Consider the following 16,128-nt stretch of genomic DNA (forward strand, 5'->3'; position numbering starts at 1 on the left):
CCATGTTCCGCACCCTCCTCATCGCCAATCGCGGCGAGATCGCCTGCCGCATCATCCGCACCGCGCGCCGGATGGGCCTCCGCACCGTCGCCGTCTTCTCCGAGGCCGACGCCGAGGCCCAGCATGTGGCGATGGCCGACGAGGCGCACCTGATCGGCCCGGCCCGCGCCGCCGAGAGCTATCTGCGGATCGACCGCATCCTCGCCGCGGCCCGCGCCAGCGGGGCGGAGGCGATCCATCCCGGCTACGGCTTCCTGTCGGAGAATGCCGATTTCGCCGAGGCCTGCGCCGAAGCCGGCATCGCCTTCGTCGGCCCGCCGCCCGCCGCCATCCGTGTCATGGGCAGCAAGGCCGAGAGCAAGCGCCTGATGGAGCAGGCCGGCGTCCCCATCGTCCCCGGCTATCACGGGGAGGAGCAGGAGGAGGCGCATCTCGCCCACCAGGCCGCGCGCATCGGCTTCCCCGTGCTGATCAAGGCCAGCGCCGGGGGCGGCGGCAAGGGCATGCGCCCGGTCCTCAAGGCCGAGGATTTCCCGGCGCAACTCGCCGGCGCGCGGCGGGAGGCCAAGGCCGCCTTCGGCGACGACCGCGTGCTGCTGGAGCGCTACCTGCAGAAGCCTCGCCATGTGGAGGTGCAGGTCTTCGCCGACACCCAGGGCCACACCATCCATCTCCACACCCGCGACTGCTCCGTGCAGCGCCGCCACCAGAAGGTGCTGGAGGAGGCGCCGGCCCCCGACCTTTCGCCCGCGCTGCGCGCCCGGTTGCATGAGGCCGCCATCGCCGCCGCCCGCGCCGTCGGCTATGTCTCGGCCGGCACTGTGGAGTTCATCGTGGAAGGCGAGGACGCCTTCTTCATGGAGATGAACACCCGCCTGCAGGTGGAGCATCCGGTGACGGAGATGGTCACCGGCCTTGACCTGGTGGAGTGGCAGCTCCGCATCGCCGCCGGCGAGCCCCTGCCGCTGCGGGAAGCACCGGCGCCGCGGGGCCACAGCGTGGAGGTCCGCCTCTATGCCGAGGATCCGGCACAGGATTTCCGCCCATCGACCGGACCTCTGCGGCGATTCGTGCTGCCGGCGCCGGCCGCCGACCTCAGGATCGAGAGCGGCGTGCAGGAGGGTGATGCCATCACCCCCTTCTACGACCCGATGATCGCCAAGCTGGTCGCCTGGGGGCCGGACCGGGAGGTGGCGCTGGCGCGACTCGGCGCGGCGCTCGGGGAGTGCCGGATCGCCGGCATCACCAGCAATCTCGGCTTCCTGCAGCGCCTCGCCGCCCATCCGGCCATGCGGGCCATGGAACTCGATACCGGCTTCGCCGCGCGCTTCGCCGCCGATCTCCAGCCGCCCGCCCGCCCCGCGCCGCCGCTCGCCCTGGCTGCAGCGGCGCTGGAGGCGCTGCTGCCCGAGGCGGACGCCGTGGCGGATCCCTGGGAGCGGCACGATGGCTGGCGGCTGCAGGGGGGCGGCTCGCAGCTCCTGCTGCTGGCGGATGGGGAGGCGAGGCACCGGCTGCGCCTGACCCATGCCGGCGCCGGCTGGCGCGTGGCGCTCGACGGCGCGGAGACCCTGCTCGCCGGTCGCCGCCTCGACGGCGCGCTGCAGGTGACGCTCGGCGATGCCGTTCACCGGATCCCGGTCCTGCGCGACGGCGATGCCGTGCAGGTCCTGCTGCCGGAGGGCGCCTGGACGCTCCGTCTGCTCGACCCCTACGCCCCGCCGGGCGGCGAGGCCGCGGCGCAGGGACGGCTCTCCGCCCCCATTCCCGGCCGCGTGGTGCAGGTGCTGGTGGCGGAAGGCGAGAGCGTCACCCGCGGCCAGGTGCTGGCGGTGCTGGAGGCGATGAAGACCGAGCTCCGCATCACCGCCCCGGCCGATGGCGTGGTGGCGCATATCGGATGCGCCGCCGGCGAGACGGTGGAGGAGGGGACGGAGATCGTGACGCTCGCGGCGGCCGAATAGGCCGCGCTGGAGCGGTTCGCGGCGCGGCGTGAAGACCCTGGAGCATTACCCGGTTCTTTAGCCAGTGACCTGCGCCGGATTGGCGTTCAAACCTGCCCGCCAATCCGCTATGGAGCGGGCGCTGCGTGAGTGGATCCACTCACACCTGGCGCGGGACATGCTGCCGCATGTCCTGCCTCGAGCGCCGGATGCCTCGTGGTGCATGCTGGCCGGCCCGGCATCAGCCACCCGCCTGCCACGCCCTGACCACCTCCAGCGGATGGAGCAGCATCAGCACATTCAGCGCCATGTTGTCCCGGATCACCGCCAGCGCCAGCAGTTCCAGCCCGAGGCCAAGGAGCACCGAGGCCCAGGCCGGCAGCCTGGCCGCCAGCCAGAAACCCAGCAGCATGGCCAGCATGTCGCTGACGGAGTTGAGGACACTGTCGCCGTAATAGTCGAGCGCGATGGTCGCGGCGCGGTAGCGCTCGATCACCGCATCGGTGTTCTCGATGAGCTCCCAGGCCACCTCGACCAGCAGGGCGATCAGCGCGCGAAGGCCGAGCGGCAGGCGCGGCAGTGTGAGCGCGAGGGCGGCGTAGAAGATCAGCCCGTGCACGATGTGCGACGGGGTGTACCAGTCGGCGATCTGCTGCGAATTCTCCGGGCTGTTCACCTCGCCCTGCCAGAGCCGGATGGTGCCGCAACGGCACCAGGGCTCCCGCCCCATGGCAAGCTCGATCGCGGCGGCGGCGAGGATGAGCAGCAGGCCGAGAATCGGCCAGGTCCGGGCGGGCATGGCCGCAGTCTGGAACGGTTTGTCCGCGTCTTGCTATCCGCGCTGCACGGGGCGCAGCGGGTTGCGCAGCAGCAGTCCGGCGCGGCCGAAGGCGAGGCCGAGATGGATGGCGGCCGGCATCACGGCATAGGCGGCGGCGGGCGGCAGGTGGTGCAGTAGCAGCGCCAATGCCTCCCGCCGCGCACCGCGCTGGATCAAGGCGCAGCCGAGCAGGAGCCTGGCCTCCTGCGGCACGACGCAGGGGCAGAGCGGGCAGGCGGGCAGCAGCGCACCGCTGAGGGCCCGCATCAGCGCATCCAGCGGCAGAAGGGCCGCTTCGGCGCCCTCCGCAATGAAGGGCAGGCGCGGGGCGGGGAGGGGCGGGTGCCCCTCTCGCGCCGCGGCGGCCCAGAGGCGGGCGCCGTCCAGCAGCAGGCGCTCAGGCGGCGGCAGGTCCTCGGCGGGGGTGCCGGCCCAGGGCCAGGCGGGAAGTCCATGGGTCGCCATCGGGGTCCTCCTGACTGCAGGCTTATCGCAAATGCGACTGACTCGCAAATGGCAATGCACCGGCCTGGCCTTGAGGCCAGGCCGCGTCCGGTCAGGCCGGGCCGGGTGCGCCGAAACCGGTGCCCGCCCTGCAGCGGCTTGCGTCCGGGACCGAACGCCTATCCGCTGCGGGCCATTGGTTGCAGGGCGGATCCACGTTCCCGGGCGAAGGGGGCCCCGCTCACCTTGCACCACCAGAGTTGCGAGGGTGCCTCGCTCACGCCCGTCCGCGGTCCGTCCTGGGGTCCGGACCGAAGCGGTTCGGCCCGGCATCGCCGGGGCGGATGAACCAGACCAGCAGCAGGATGAAGCCGACCAGCGGGACGAAGATCAGCAGCAGCCACCAGCCGCTGCGGTCGATATCGTGCAATCGGCGTGCCCCGACCGCGATGCCCGGCAGCAACACGCCCAGGCCGTAGAGGAGATTGATCAGGCCCTGCCCCTCGGCGCCGAACAGCACGGCATCGACCAGCCCGGTAGCAATCTGCATCAGCAGGTTGAAGAGAAAGAACCACCAATATTCGGAACGGCGGGCCCGGCCGGTGAAATCCGCATATTTGCGAAAACAGGTGGCGACGGCGTCCTGGAAGCCCACGGCCTTCTCCGATCGAGGCGGCTGTGCCGGAAAGGGAACCATGGGGGATCGGCCGGCGACAAGGCGAGGAGAGGACACCGGCCCGTGATGTGGCCGGGCACCGGCGGGGTCAGTGGAAGTCCCGGCTCGGCGGCAGTCTCACCCGCGGGACAGGGGCGCCGTGCGGCGCAGCCTTGCGGGATGATGGGTCGCCGCGCAGGTCCGGCCGCTCCACCTCATCGGCGCGGGCCAGCGCCTTGCGCCAGGGGGCGTGCGCCGGGTCGTCCAGGGCGGCGAGGCCGGCCAGCAATTCGGAACGGTCAATCAGCCGCCGCACGATCAGGTGGATGACGGGAACCGCGGCCTCATGCCGCTCGACGCGGCCCTCCGCCACCACCAGCCGTGCCGTCACCACCGTGGCGCGGAACTCGCGCGCCAGGTCGGGATAGAGGACCAGGTTCGCCACGCCCCATTCGTCCTCCACGGTGAAGAAGACCACGCCCCTGGCGCTGCCCGGGCGCTGGCGCACCAGCACCAGGCCGGGCAGGCGCAGCCAGGTGCCGCGCCTCGCCGTGTTCAGCATGCGGGTATCGGCCAGTTTCTCGGTCTCCAGCACGGGGCGCAGCAGGGCCAGCGGGTGGTGGCGGAGCGAGAGGCCGGTGCTGGTATAGTCCAGCACCGTCTCCTCGCCGGCCGTGGCGCCTGGCAGGCTGGGTGAGGGCTCGAACAACTCGCCCTGCAATGGGGCCGGCGCCTCCACCGCCGCCGCCTCCCACAAGGCGGCGCGGCGATCCAGCCCCAGGGAGCGGAAGGCATCGGCCTCCGCCAGCCGCTCCACCGTCCCGCGATCGATCGCGGCGCGCCGCACCAGGTCGGCCAGCGACCGCGCCGGCCGTGCCGCGGCGATCCGCTGCGCGGCGGCCTCGCCCATGCCTTGCACCTGCCGCAGGCCGAGCCGCAGCGCGAGGCCGCCGGTGCTGCGGGGATCGGGCTCCAGCGTGCAGTCCCACTCGCTGTGCAGCACATCGATCGGCAGCACAGGCACGCCATGCTCCCGTGCGTCCCGCACGATCTGCGCCGGGGCGTAGAAGCCCATGGGCTGGCTGTTCAGCAGGGCGCAGGCGAAGGCGGCCGGGTGCCAGCGCTTGATCCAGGCGGAGACATAGACGAGCTGGGCAAAGGCCGCGGCATGGCTTTCCGGGAAGCCATAGGTGCCGAAGCCCTCGATCTGGCGGAAGCAGCGGTCGGCGAATTCCCTCCTCACCCCGTTCCTTACCATGCCGGCGACGAATTCCTGCTGGAACTGCCAGATGGTCCCGACATGGCGGAAGGTGGCCATGGCGCGGCGCAACTCGTCGGCGCGGGCCGGGGTGAAGCCGGCGCCGGTGATGGCGATCTGCATCGCCTGCTCCTGGAAGAGCGGCACGCCGAGCGTCTTCCGGAGGACCGGTTCGAGGAGGGGGGAGGGATAGGTGACGTCCTCCTCCCCGTTCTTCCGCCGCAGATAGGGGTGGACCATATCGCCCTGGATCGGGCCGGGGCGGACGATCGCCACCTCGATGACCAGGTCATAGAATTTGGACGGCCGCAGCCGGGGCAGCATGTTCATCTGCGCCCGGCTCTCCACCTGGAAGACACCCAGGGAGTCGGCGCGGCGCAGCATGGCATAGGTCTCCGCGCAGTCCTGCGGCACCGCCTGCAGGGTCAGCGCCGGGCCGCCATGCCGGGCGATGAGCGCGAAGGCGCGGCGGATGCAGGTGAGCATGCCAAGGCCGAGCACATCCACCTTCAGGATCCGCAGCGCCTCGATGTCGTCCTTGTCCCATTCGATGGTGTGGCGGCCCGCCATGGCCGCCCGGGTCACCACGGCGAGCTCCGTCAGCCTCCCGCGGGTGATGACGAAGCCGCCGACATGCGTCGCGAGGTGGCGGGGGAAGCCGATCAGCTCCTCGGCCAGCTCGCAGGCCATGCGCAGCCGCGGATCGCCCCCGGGGTCCAGCCCATGGTCGGCGGCGATGGCGGCGATGGAGGCACCGCCGGCGCCCCAGACGGATTTCGCCAGCCGCCCGGTCACGTCCTCCGACAGGCCCATGGCCTTGCCGACTTCCCGGATCGCGCTGCGATCCCTGAACCGGATCACGGTGGCGGCGATGGCAGCGCGGTCGCGGCCGTAGCGGCGGTAGATGTGCTGGATCACCTCCTCCCGCCGCTCATGCTCGAAATCGACGTCGATATCGGGCGGCTCGTTGCGCGAGGCGCTGATAAAGCGCTCGAAGAGCAGGTCGTGCTTGCCGGGATCGACGGAGGTGATGCGCAGCACATAGCAGACGGCGGAATTCGCGGCCGAGCCGCGGCCCTGGCACAGGATGCCCTCCTGCTCGGCAAAGCGGACGATCTCGTGCACCGTCAGGAAATAGGGCGCGTAGCCCATCCCCTCGATCAGGCGCAGCTCGTGGCCGAGCTGGGCGGCGACCTTCGCCGGCACGCCCTCCGGCCAGCGCGCCGCGGCGGCCTCCGTCACCCGCCTCTCCAGGGTCTGCTGCGGCGTCAGGCCGGGATCGAGGATCTCGTCCGGGTATTCATAGGCGAGCTCGTGCAAGGAGAAGCGGCAGGCCCTGGCGACGCGCAGCGTGGCCTCCACCGCATCCTCATGCCCGGCGAAGAGGCGCCGCATCTCGGCGGCAGGCTTCAGATGCGCCTCGGCATTGTGCTCCGCGGCATAGCCCAGTGCATCGATGGTGGTGCGGAGGCGGATGGCGGTGAGGATATCGGCCAGACGCCGTCGCTCCGGCACATGGTAGCGCGTGGCGCCGGCGGCGAGCAGCGGCACGCCGGCAGCGCCGGCCATCGCGGCCAGGCGGTCCAGCCGCTTGCGGTCGTCGCCGCGGAAACGGTGCCGGGCGGCGCAGAAGAGCGGCAGGGCGAGGCTGCGGCGCAGGGCGGCAGCATCACGTCGCAGGCGCTGGGCGAAGACCTCATCCGGGGCATCGGGGGGGATGAGCGCGAGTACCATGCCCTCGGCCGCGGCGATCAGTGCCTCGCGCGGGATATGGCACTCGCCTTTCGGCGCCTGCATGCGGCCCTCGGAGAGCAGGCTGGCGAGCCGGCCATAGGCAGCGCGGTCCGCCGGCCAGGCGAGATACTCGGTGCCGTCCGCCAGCGCCACGCGTGCGCCCGGGACGAAGCGGATGCCTTCCTTCCTCGCGGCCACGGTCCCGCGCACCAGGCCCGCGAAGCTGTTGCGGTCGGCAATGCCGATGGCGGCATGGCCCAGCGCCCTGGCCTGCGCAACCAGCTCCTGCGGATGCGAGGCGCCTTCGAGGAAGGTGAAATTCGACACCGCGGCCAGCTCGGCGAACCCGCTCATCGCCGGGCGGCCTCAAGGGGTCCAAGGGCCTCCGGCCCTGGACTCATGCGAACCGCCCATGCAGCCACCATGTCACCGGCTCCCCCGGCACCGCGACGCCCGGGCGGCAGACCCAGAGCCGCGCGCCCGAGGCCAGTTCCACCCGGTAGTAGTCGCGGAAGGGCCGGTCCGGCCGCTCCCGCCACCATTCCGGGGCGATGCGCTCCGGCCCCTCCGCCCGCGTCACCCGCCAGGAGGTGCGGCCGAGCCGCAGCAGGGAGGGCGGCGCATCCGGCAGCAGCGCGACGGCCGAGAGCTGCAGGGGGCGGCGCAGCAGCCGCACCGGGCGCGGGCCGCTGCCGGGCCAGCCGGGCGGGATCTGCACGCTCTCGAAAGGCCCGACGCGCCAGGTGGCGCGTTCCGGCCAATGGCTGGCGCGCGGCGCAGGGCGCCAGACCTCGACCCGCTGCACCAGGCGGTCGAGCAGTTCCGCCAGCGCCTGCCGCCGCATGTCGGGTGACGCATGGCCCTCCCCGGGCAGCGAGACCTGCGCGGCGGCGAGCGGCGCGGTCGCGCGCGCCTCCAGCACCAGGCGCTCGAAGCCGAAGCCGGGTTCCAGCCGCTCCAGCCTCTCGCGGAACAGCCGCGCGACATGGCGCGGGTCGCGGGAAGGCAGGCCGGTGCCGATCGCCACCGTCTGCACCGCGCCATCCACGCGGAAGGCCCGCAGCACGAAGCGCCGCGCGCCCTGGCCGGCCTCCGCCAATTGCCGGCAGAGCGCCGGCAGCAGCAGGGCCAGGGTCGCGTCGACCGCCTCCCGCGTCACCACCGGCTCCAGGAAGTCCCGCGCAGCCAGGAAGTCCGGCGGCGGGCGCAGCGGGCGGAGCGGCCGCGGGCGGGTGCCGGTCGCGGCATCCAGCACCGCCGGCAAGGCCGCGCCGAAGCGCCTTGCCAGTGGCCCGCGCGGCTGGCGCAGCAGGTCGCCGATGCGGCGCAGTCCCAGCCGGTGCAATGCGCTGATGGTCGAGGGTGGCAGCCGCAGCGCGTGCAGGGGCAGGGGGGCGATGGCGCTTGCCTCCTCGCCCGGCGGCACGACGATCCCGATGCCCATGCGCGCCAGCCCGGACGCCGCCTCCGCCGTGCCGGCAATGGCGGCGTGGACCGTGATGCCGGCACGGGCGAAGCGTGTCACCAGCGTGCGGCGCAGTGCTTCCTCGCCGGGGTCCCCGCGAAGCGAGGCTTCGTGGGGTGCCCCGCCGCCATGCAGATGCGCGACACCGGTCACGTCCAGCAGCAGCCCGTCCGGCGGGTCAAGCGCCGGCAGCGGCGTGATGCAAAGCGCCCAATAGGCCAGCCGCCGCAGCCAGGCGGCATCCGCCTCCGGCGCATGCGGGTGCAGCACAAGCTCCGGCAGGATGGCCTGCGCATCCGCCAGCGCTTGGCCGGCGCGCAGGCCGGCGGCTGCGGCCTCCGGGCTGACCGCGATGAGCCGTCGCCGGCTGCCTTGGGTGGTCCAGACGGCGGCCGCGCCGCTCAGGCGCCGGCGCTCAATGGGCAGCAGCGGCAGGTGCAGCGCGGCGATGCGGCGCATGCCGAGGGGGGCGTTGCCTTCCTCGTCCCCCCGCCGGGGACCAAACCGGCCCCCGGGCCCCTGTATCGGTGACATCCCCGGAGAGGAGGACCCTGCCGGGGTCCTCCTCTCCGGGGATGGCTCAGGGTGGGGGTCAGGGTCAGGCTCTGGCCCCGGCGGGGAGCCTGGGGAGCAGAGCCCCCCGGTGCCGAGCCGCGGCGGTCCACAGACACGGCGCCTCATCGTGCACGGTGCCTCCCGCGCGCCGGCACCGCCTTCTGCTCAGCCTCCGTCGCATCATCCGGATCCAGCCGCTCCGCCATATCCAGATCCAGCCGCTCCGCGGCGGGGCGCCAGGTCACGTCCCAGCGCTGCGGCCTGCCGCCGCGGCAACGCAGCAATTCCAGGCTCCAGCGCGGATCACCCAGGTCGTGCGCGCTGCCGGTGCCGGCCAGCGCGCCGACGCGCCAGCGGGTCAGCGCGGCGGTTGCGCCGCCCTCTTCCTCGCTGTCCGGGCGCAGCAGCAGGCCGATGGCGCCGCCCGCCTCGGCGGCCAGTTGCAGCCGCCGTGCCGCGGTCAGGTCCAGGGCATCCACTGCCAGCAGCGCGCCGGCAACGCCGGGGCAGCGCAGGCTCTCCTCCATGGCCCAGAGCGCATCCTGCCGCCGCGGCGCCTGCACCAGGACAAGATCTGCGGGCGAGAGGCCGAAGCGCACCAGGCCGGGCGGCCAGGCATCCGGCTCGGGCGCGATCCACAGCACGCTGCCCCTGGACCGCGCCAGGATGAGCGCGCAGAACCCCGCCGCGGCGCCGGCATCGGCCGCCAGCACCTCATGCACCGCCGCACGCGCCAAGCCGCCGCCGGGCAGGTGGTGGTCGATGGCGTCGCACAGCGGCACGCCCTCGCCCCCGGCGCGTGTGCCGTCGCTGCGGTCCAGCTGGGCGAGACGGGCGCGCAGCGCTGCCAGCAGCGCGGGGCGGTCGATGGCATGGCCAGGAAGGGAATCGTCGGGGTGCATCATGGCGTGTTCATTCTATGTTCCTGTAGCGCACCGGGGCAGGTCAAGCGTTACCCGCAGGGAAGGCGCATGCGGGTTCATGGGTGCAGGGCAGGAATGCGCGGAAGACCCTTGAATCCCGGGCCCGGACAGCCGCAGATCACGGCAAGAGTGGAGGACCCATGAGCGCCCAACCGACCGCCCCGACTCCGGATGCCGCCCCGACTGCCCCCGGGAGCCATGTGGTGGACGGCTTCGCCGGCGCCGTCGGCAACACGCCGCTGATCCGGCTGCGCCGCGCCAGCGCCGCGACGGGGTGCGAGATCCTCGGCAAGGCGGAGTTCATGCAGCCCGGCGGCAGCGTGAAGGACCGCGCCGCGCTCGGGATCATCGAGGATGCCGAGGCCCGCGGGCAGCTCATCCCCGGGGAGCCGGGCATCGTGGTGGAGGGCACGGCCGGCAATACCGGCATCGGCCTGACGCTGGTGGCGAACGCCCGCGGCTACAAATCCATCATCGTCGTGCCGCATACCCAGAGCCGGGAGAAGCTCGACTTCCTCCGCATGATCGGCGCCGATCTCCGGCTGGTGGATCCGAAGCCGCTGCGCGACCCCGGCCATTACGTGAATTTCTCCCGCCGCATCGCTGAGGAGCTGGAGGCGAAGGGCGAGCGGGTGATCTGGGCGAACCAGTTCGGCAACCTTGCCAATGCCGCGATGCATGAGGCGACGACGGGGCCGGAGATCTGGACGCAGACCGGCGGCAAGGTCGATGCCTTCACCTGCGCCTGCGGCACCGGCGGCACGCTGACCGGGGTTGCCCGCGCGCTGAAGGCACGGAACCCGACGCTGCGCATCGTACTGGCGGATCCGATGGGCAGCGGGCTTTATTCCTGGGTCAAGACCGGCGAGGTGAAGGCCGAGGGCAACTCGATCACCGAGGGTATCGGCCAGGCGACCGCCGCGCCGGGCAACCTGGAGCACGGCCGCGCCTTCATCGACGACGCGTTGCAGGTGGCCGACCCGGAGGCGCTGGAGCAGATCTTCGACCTGCAGCTCCATGAGGGGATCTCGGTCGGTGGCTCCGCCGGCATCAATGTGGCGGCGGCGATCAAGCTGGCGCGGCAGATGGGGCCGGGCCACACCATCGTGACGATCCTCTGCGATGGCGGCGCGCGCTACCAGAGCAAGATCTTCAACCCGGAATTCCTGCGGGAGAAGGGGCTGCCGGTCCCGCCCTGGCTGGCCTGACCGTCGCGTGCCGCCTCTGGCCGGATCGCCGAAGGGCGGGACCGGCCGGAGGGGCGGGACTGAAAGAGTACCGTGCCCGGCGGGTATCCCGGGCGCGGCAACCCATGTGAGGCGCCCATGGAGATCATCGAGCTCGCCCGCACCATCCGGGAGCGCGACCCGGCCAGGCCCACCTGGTTCGAGGCCGTCACCTGTTATGCCGGGCTGCAGGCCGTGCTCATGCATCGCCTGGCGCATGCGCTCTATCGCCGTGGCTTCAAGGCGCTGGCGCGCGCCGTTTCCCACACCAACCGCTTCATCACCGGGATCGAGATCCATCCGGGCGCCAGGATCGGCCGGCGGCTCTTCATCGATCACGGCATGGGCGTGGTGATCGGCGAGACGGCGGAGATCGGCGACGACGTGCTGATCTATCACGGCGTCACCCTCGGTGGCCTCAGCCTGGCGAACCGTGCCGGCCCGGGCGGCAAGCGCCACCCGACGATCGGCGATGGCGTGGCGATCGGGGCCGGCGCGCAGGTGCTCGGCCCGATCCGGGTTGGTGACGGCGCACGCATCGGCGCCAATGCGGTGGTGGCGACGGAGGTGCCGGCGGGCGAGACCGTCATCGGCATCCCGGCCCGGCCGCCGCATGAGCACCGCATCATGCCCGCCCGCGCGGCGCCGGCTCCGAGCCCGGGCTACGGGTTGCTCGACCAGCCCTGCGACCCGGTGGGAGAGGAGATCGCCACGCTCCGCGCCGAGGTGGCGGCGCTGCGTGCCGAGATGGCGACGCTGAAGCGCCATCAGGCGGGCGTGCCGGCGGCGGAGTAGCGCGCCACGGATCCAACCGGATGCGGCGGCGTCACTCCCTGGCATGACCTGCGCCCGGCGGCGGTCGGGCCGGGCGCAGGTCCGGTCGCCCGATCCTCCGGAAGCCAGAGCGCCGAAGATGGACCTGACCGGTTGGCGGTGAGGCTGGGCGGGGCGTCTGCGCGCCAGCCAGGCCAAGCGGTGCTGGAGAGACTCGCATTCCTCCGGCGGGCATGCATCCGGCGGCGCCTGCGGCCATGACACCAAGGCGTGATCCGCTGCCGCTTGCCCCGATCCGCCATGCCGGCCGAGCGTGCTGCTTCCCGCCCCGCTGGAGATTGCCGGCATGCGCCTGGCCCCGCTCGTCGCCGCACTCGCCATCATGGCGCTGCCCGCCCGGGCGCAGGATGCGCCGCCCCCGCTGAAGCCGGCGCGCGACGTCGCCATCACCTACCGCATGCCGGATGCGCCGGTGCCTGGCATGGAGCACCGGCTGCGTATCCTGGTCTCCGCCGCGACGGGGCGGCAGCGGCAGGAGAATGCCGGCCTTGTCGGCATCACCGACCCGCAGGCGAAGCGGCGATACATGTTCTCGACCGATCGCCAGGATGGCCTGTTCGGCCGGGTGGTGGAGCAGCCGATCAGCGATGACGAGATGGACCTGGCCGAGGTGGCGCGCGACCCGGGTTTCCGCGTGACCCGGCATGGCACGGAAACCATTGCCGGCCTCGGCTGCACGGTCTGGCGGGTGCGGGAGGTGCAGGAGCCGGAGGAGGAGGCGACGGAGCTTTGCCTCTCGGCGGATGGGCTGATGCTGCGGAGCCGCGCGCAGCGGCAGGGCATGGTCTCGGTCATGGAGGCGGTGCGAATCGAGTACGGCCCGCTCGACCCGTCGCTCTTCATCCCGCCGGCAGGCTGGCCGGTGCAACGCTAGGCCGGCGGCGGGCTTTGGAGGATGCGCGGGATGGCGCCGCCGCCGCCCCGAGCCACCGAGAGGAGCGAGACATGGCGAGCATCAAGCGCAGCGCGACCGCGCAGTGGCAGGGCACGGGCAAGGAGGGGAAGGGGGCGCTGACGACCCAGAGCGGCACGCTGAAGGAGACCCCCTACAGCTTCACCGCGCGGTTCGGGGACGGGCAGGGGACCAACCCGGAGGAGCTGATCGCCGCAGCGCATGCCGGCTGCTTCACCATGGCGCTCGCCTTCAAGCTGCAGGGGGCGGGGCTGACGCCGGAGCGCCTCTCGACCGAGGCGCGGCTGACCATGGAGCAGGAGGGTGGCGGCTGGTCCATCAAGGCGATCGCCCTGGCGCTGAAGGCCAAGGTGCCCGGCGTTTCGGCCGAGCAGTTCCAGCAGCTCGCGGAGGATGCCAAGGCGACCTGCCCTGTCAGCCGGGTCCTGAACGCGGACATCACGCTGGACGCCGCGCTGGAATAGCCGGGTGCAAGACCCGGAGAAATAACTGGGAGCGCGGGGGAATGCCTTCCCCCGCATTCCTGCTTCCAGCTCAGCGCGGCGTCAGGTCCCAGGGCAACCGGTCCGCCTCCTGCAGCGCGTCCGCCCGGCTGATGCCGATGTCGCGCAGCATGCGGTCGTCCATGGCCGCGAGCTCACGGCGGGTGCGAATGGCGCGCCACATGGCGCGGAGGCCCGGGCGCGGCGCCTTGGCCGGCGCGGCATGCCAGAGGCCGAAGGTGAGGCTGCTGCTACGGATCGCCATGTGGGTTCTCCTCTCTCGACCCGAGGATGGGCTCCTCAGGCCGGGGAGGATGCGGAAGGGAGTGAAATAAGAAAAACGAATTGCATTGACGCCATCCATCAGCGTCCTTGATATGCAGGGGCAGGAGGTGCCGCCATGCTCGCCCTGCCGCCCGGCCTCGACCCCGACCTGCTGCGCAGCTTCGTCCTGATCGCTGAAGGCGGCAGCTTCACTCGCGCCGCCCAGGCGGTCGGCCGCACGCAGTCAGCCGTCTCCATGCAGATCCGGAGGCTGGAGGAGATGCTCGGCCAGCCGCTGCTGCTGCGTGGCGCCCGTGGGGTGGAGCCGACGACGCATGGCCAGTGGTTGCTGGAGCGGGCCCGGCGGATCCTGGCGCTGAACGACGAGATCGTGGCGAGCTTCCGTCAGCCGGAGGTGGCCGGAGAGGTCCGGCTCGGCTCGCCGGACGATTATGCCATCCGCTGGTTGCCCGGCATCCTCGCCCGCTATGCCGCGAGCCATCCGGCGGTGCAGGTGGAGGTGATCTGCGCCCCCTCCAATGAGCTGGTCGAGCGGCTGGCCGCGGGGGAGATGGACCTGACCCTGCTCTCGGAAGGCAATGAGCCGCCTGGCCAGCGGGTGCGCTGGCTCTGGCGCGGGCCGCTGCTCTGGGTGGGGATGGAGGAGGTGGCGCGGCGCCGGCCGTTGCCCGTGGCGCTGGCGCGCGGCGGCTGTTCCTGGCGGCGTGCGGCGATCGAGGCGCTGGAGGGGGCGGGGCTGCCCTGGCGCATGGCCTATACCTCGGCCTCGCTCTCGGGCTCCCTGGCGGTGGCCCTGGCCGGGCTGGCCGTCACGGTCGCCATGCCCTCCCCCCTGCCGGAGGGGGTGCGGCGCCTGGGGGCGGAGGAGGGGCTGCCCGAACTGCCCGATTTCGCCATCGGCCTGCTGCGCGGGCCCGGCACGCCCGTCGCGGAGGCGCTGGCGCGCCATATCGAGGAAAGTTTCCGCACCGGAGAGGCGCTGGAGGCGGCCTGACGGGCTTGAGCGTTGATGGAATTGGGTCCATCTGCGCGCGATCTTTCTCCAGGCCGCAAACAAGATCTTCACAAGGATCGCCCATGCACCGTCGTACCCTGCTGGCCCTTACGGCCGCGGGCCTTGCCGCCCCCTCCGTCCTGCGGGCGCAGTCCTGGCCGGACCGGCCGATCCGGCTGATCGTGCCCTGGCCGCCGGGCGGCTCGACGGACACCATCGCCCGGATCTTCCAGCCGAAACTGGCCGAGGTGCTGGGCCGACCGGTGGTGATCGACAACCGCGGCGGCGCCTCGGGCTCGATCGGTGCGATCGAGGCGGCGCGGGTGGCGGCGGACGGCACCACCTGGATGCTCGCCTATGACAACGAGGCGACCAACCAGACCCTGCTGCGGCTGCCCTACAAGACCCTGGAGGCCTTCGCGCCGGTAAGCCTCGTAGCGACCGGGCCGCTGGCCCTGGTGGCGCACAAGAGCACCCCCTGGAACTCCTTCCAGGAGGTGGTGGCGGCAGCCAAGGCGGCGCCGGACACGATCAGCTACGCGAGTTCCGGTGTGGGCGGCCTGGCCCATGTCTCGACCACGCTGCTGCAGCAGCAGGGTGGCTTCAGCCTGGTGCATGTGCCCTATCGCGGCGGCGGGCCGGCCCTGCAGGATTCGATCGCGGGGCAGGTGCCGCTCTTCATGTCGAACGTCGTCATCATCAGCCAGCACATCAAGGCGGGGACGCTGAAGCCGCTCGGTGTGACGACGGCCGGGGAGAGCCGGCATGTGCCGGGAGTGAAGAGCTTTGCCGAGCAGGGCTTCCCGGGCTTCGAGGCGCCGACCTGGTGGGCCTTCTTCGGCCGGGCCGGGACGCCGGAGCCGATCCTGAGGCGGATGCAGGAGGCGCTGGGTCAGGCGCTGGCCGATCCCGAGGTGCGCAGCAAGATCGAGGAACAGGGCGCCGATGTGAAGGCGACCGGGCCGGAGGAGTGCCGGCAGTTCCTGGCGCGCGAGATCGATCGCTGGGGGCGGGTGATCCGGGACAACAACATCCGGGTGGACAGTTGAGCAGGGGCTGACGGCCTGCGGCTGGAGCGGCGGGGCACAGGGCGGCTTCCGCGTGACCGGGCCCGCGTAGCCCTTGGGTATCCGGGGATGCGCGCTTCTGGGGCTGGCGATGCGCCTTCGGGGGGCAGGATATCTGCTCCTTGGGGGCGGTTGGCACTGGCCGGGGAGACAACCGGCCTTCTTCCGACCCGCCGGTGAAAGCATGATTCTGGGTGTTGACCCGGACCGCCAGCGGGCGTAGAGACTGCCCATCGCAGCGCAGTTGGGGCTTGACGGTGAGTGGCGAAATCGCCATTATCTTCGGCCCGCTGATGAGGCGGTACTACCGTCGGGTGTGGGGTTGACGGACTGGTCTTTCCGGCCAGGAAGCGGCTCTTGCTAGGCGGTTTCCATCCGGCGCTCGCTGGCTGGCTGTTCATTCAAAACTGCATCCGGTTTTGGAAGCGCGTTCAGTGGATGCGTTGCTGTTTGGTTATTCCTTGTTGAGGGATGGCTGGGTGGTGGGCTTTCCGTGGGTGTGTTCTGCTCTGTGGGTTCTGTTCGGTTTG

At 72.0% G+C, this 16,128-nt stretch carries 14 protein-coding genes; 7 read left to right on the forward strand and 7 right to left on the reverse strand.

Annotated features, from left to right (window positions below):
- Window positions 1-2: 2 nt before the first annotated feature.
- Entirely contained in the window at window positions 3-1,964 is a 1,962-nt protein-coding gene (locus LHA35_RS14030) for an acetyl/propionyl/methylcrotonyl-CoA carboxylase subunit alpha (protein ID WP_226608897.1), read from the forward strand.
- A gap of 220 nt (window positions 1,965-2,184) precedes the next feature.
- Here LHA35_RS14030 and LHA35_RS14035 read toward each other — a convergent pair whose 3' ends face one another.
- The 6 genes from LHA35_RS14035 to LHA35_RS14060 all read right to left on the reverse strand — a co-directional run bounded on the left by LHA35_RS14035 (window position 2,185) and on the right by LHA35_RS14060 (window position 9,779).
- Window positions 2,185-2,742, reverse strand: coding sequence for a DUF2585 family protein (locus tag LHA35_RS14035; RefSeq protein ID WP_226608898.1), 558 nt, complete (start codon window positions 2,740-2,742; stop codon window positions 2,185-2,187).
- Window positions 2,743-2,775: 33 nt separating this feature from the next.
- On the reverse strand, window positions 2,776-3,228 hold the full coding sequence (locus tag LHA35_RS14040; RefSeq protein WP_226608899.1) for a hypothetical protein: 453 nt from the start codon (window positions 3,226-3,228) through the stop codon (window positions 2,776-2,778).
- A gap of 256 nt (window positions 3,229-3,484) precedes the next feature.
- Window positions 3,485-3,862, reverse strand: coding sequence for a DUF805 domain-containing protein (locus LHA35_RS14045; RefSeq protein ID WP_226608900.1), 378 nt, complete (start codon window positions 3,860-3,862; stop codon window positions 3,485-3,487).
- Window positions 3,863-3,971: 109 nt separating this feature from the next.
- Window positions 3,972-7,208: an error-prone DNA polymerase gene (locus tag LHA35_RS14050; protein WP_226608901.1), complete on the reverse strand. Its 3,237-nt coding sequence runs from the start codon at window positions 7,206-7,208 to the stop codon at window positions 3,972-3,974.
- 43 nt (window positions 7,209-7,251) lie between these two features.
- Window positions 7,252-8,778, reverse strand: coding sequence for a Y-family DNA polymerase (locus tag LHA35_RS14055; RefSeq protein WP_226608902.1), 1,527 nt, complete (start codon window positions 8,776-8,778; stop codon window positions 7,252-7,254).
- 218 nt (window positions 8,779-8,996) lie between these two features.
- A complete protein-coding gene (locus LHA35_RS14060; protein WP_226608903.1) occupies window positions 8,997-9,779 on the reverse strand; it encodes an ImuA family protein in 783 nt (260 codons plus the stop codon).
- A gap of 158 nt (window positions 9,780-9,937) precedes the next feature.
- Here LHA35_RS14060 and LHA35_RS14065 point away from each other — a divergent pair, with 158 nt between their 5' ends.
- The 4 genes from LHA35_RS14065 to LHA35_RS14080 all read left to right on the forward strand — a co-directional run bounded on the left by LHA35_RS14065 (window position 9,938) and on the right by LHA35_RS14080 (window position 13,234).
- Window positions 9,938-11,005, forward strand: coding sequence for a cysteine synthase A (locus LHA35_RS14065; protein ID WP_226608904.1), 1,068 nt, complete (start codon window positions 9,938-9,940; stop codon window positions 11,003-11,005).
- Window positions 11,006-11,122: 117 nt separating this feature from the next.
- Window positions 11,123-11,818 (forward strand): serine O-acetyltransferase, encoded by a 696-nt coding sequence (gene cysE / locus LHA35_RS14070; protein ID WP_226608905.1) that lies wholly within the window; start codon window positions 11,123-11,125, stop codon window positions 11,816-11,818.
- A 292-nt stretch (window positions 11,819-12,110) separates the two neighbouring features.
- Window positions 12,111-12,731, forward strand: a complete 621-nt coding sequence (locus LHA35_RS14075; protein ID WP_226608906.1) for a DUF4412 domain-containing protein — start codon at window positions 12,111-12,113, stop codon at window positions 12,729-12,731.
- Window positions 12,732-12,802: 71 nt separating this feature from the next.
- Window positions 12,803-13,234 (forward strand): OsmC family protein, encoded by a 432-nt coding sequence (locus tag LHA35_RS14080; RefSeq protein WP_226608907.1) that lies wholly within the window; start codon window positions 12,803-12,805, stop codon window positions 13,232-13,234.
- Between the two features lie 70 nt (window positions 13,235-13,304).
- On the opposite strand, the gene LHA35_RS14085 is transcribed toward LHA35_RS14080, so the two are convergent.
- Window positions 13,305-13,517, reverse strand: a complete 213-nt coding sequence (locus tag LHA35_RS14085; RefSeq protein WP_226608908.1) for a DUF1127 domain-containing protein — start codon at window positions 13,515-13,517, stop codon at window positions 13,305-13,307.
- Between the two features lie 135 nt (window positions 13,518-13,652).
- On the opposite strand from LHA35_RS14085, the gene LHA35_RS14090 reads away from it, so the two are divergent.
- The gene (locus LHA35_RS14090; RefSeq protein ID WP_226608909.1) at window positions 13,653-14,531 is read left to right on the forward strand and encodes a LysR substrate-binding domain-containing protein; all 879 of its coding nucleotides are present in this window, start codon (window positions 13,653-13,655) and stop codon (window positions 14,529-14,531) included.
- A gap of 83 nt (window positions 14,532-14,614) precedes the next feature.
- Window positions 14,615-15,580, forward strand: a complete 966-nt coding sequence (locus tag LHA35_RS14095) for a tripartite tricarboxylate transporter substrate binding protein (RefSeq protein WP_226608910.1) — start codon at window positions 14,615-14,617, stop codon at window positions 15,578-15,580.
- Window positions 15,581-16,128: the final 548 nt, after the last annotated feature.

The sequence above is a fragment of the Roseicella aerolata genome (assembly GCF_020523605.1).
GTDB classification, from domain to species: domain Bacteria; phylum Pseudomonadota; class Alphaproteobacteria; order Acetobacterales; family Acetobacteraceae; genus Paracraurococcus; species Paracraurococcus aerolatus.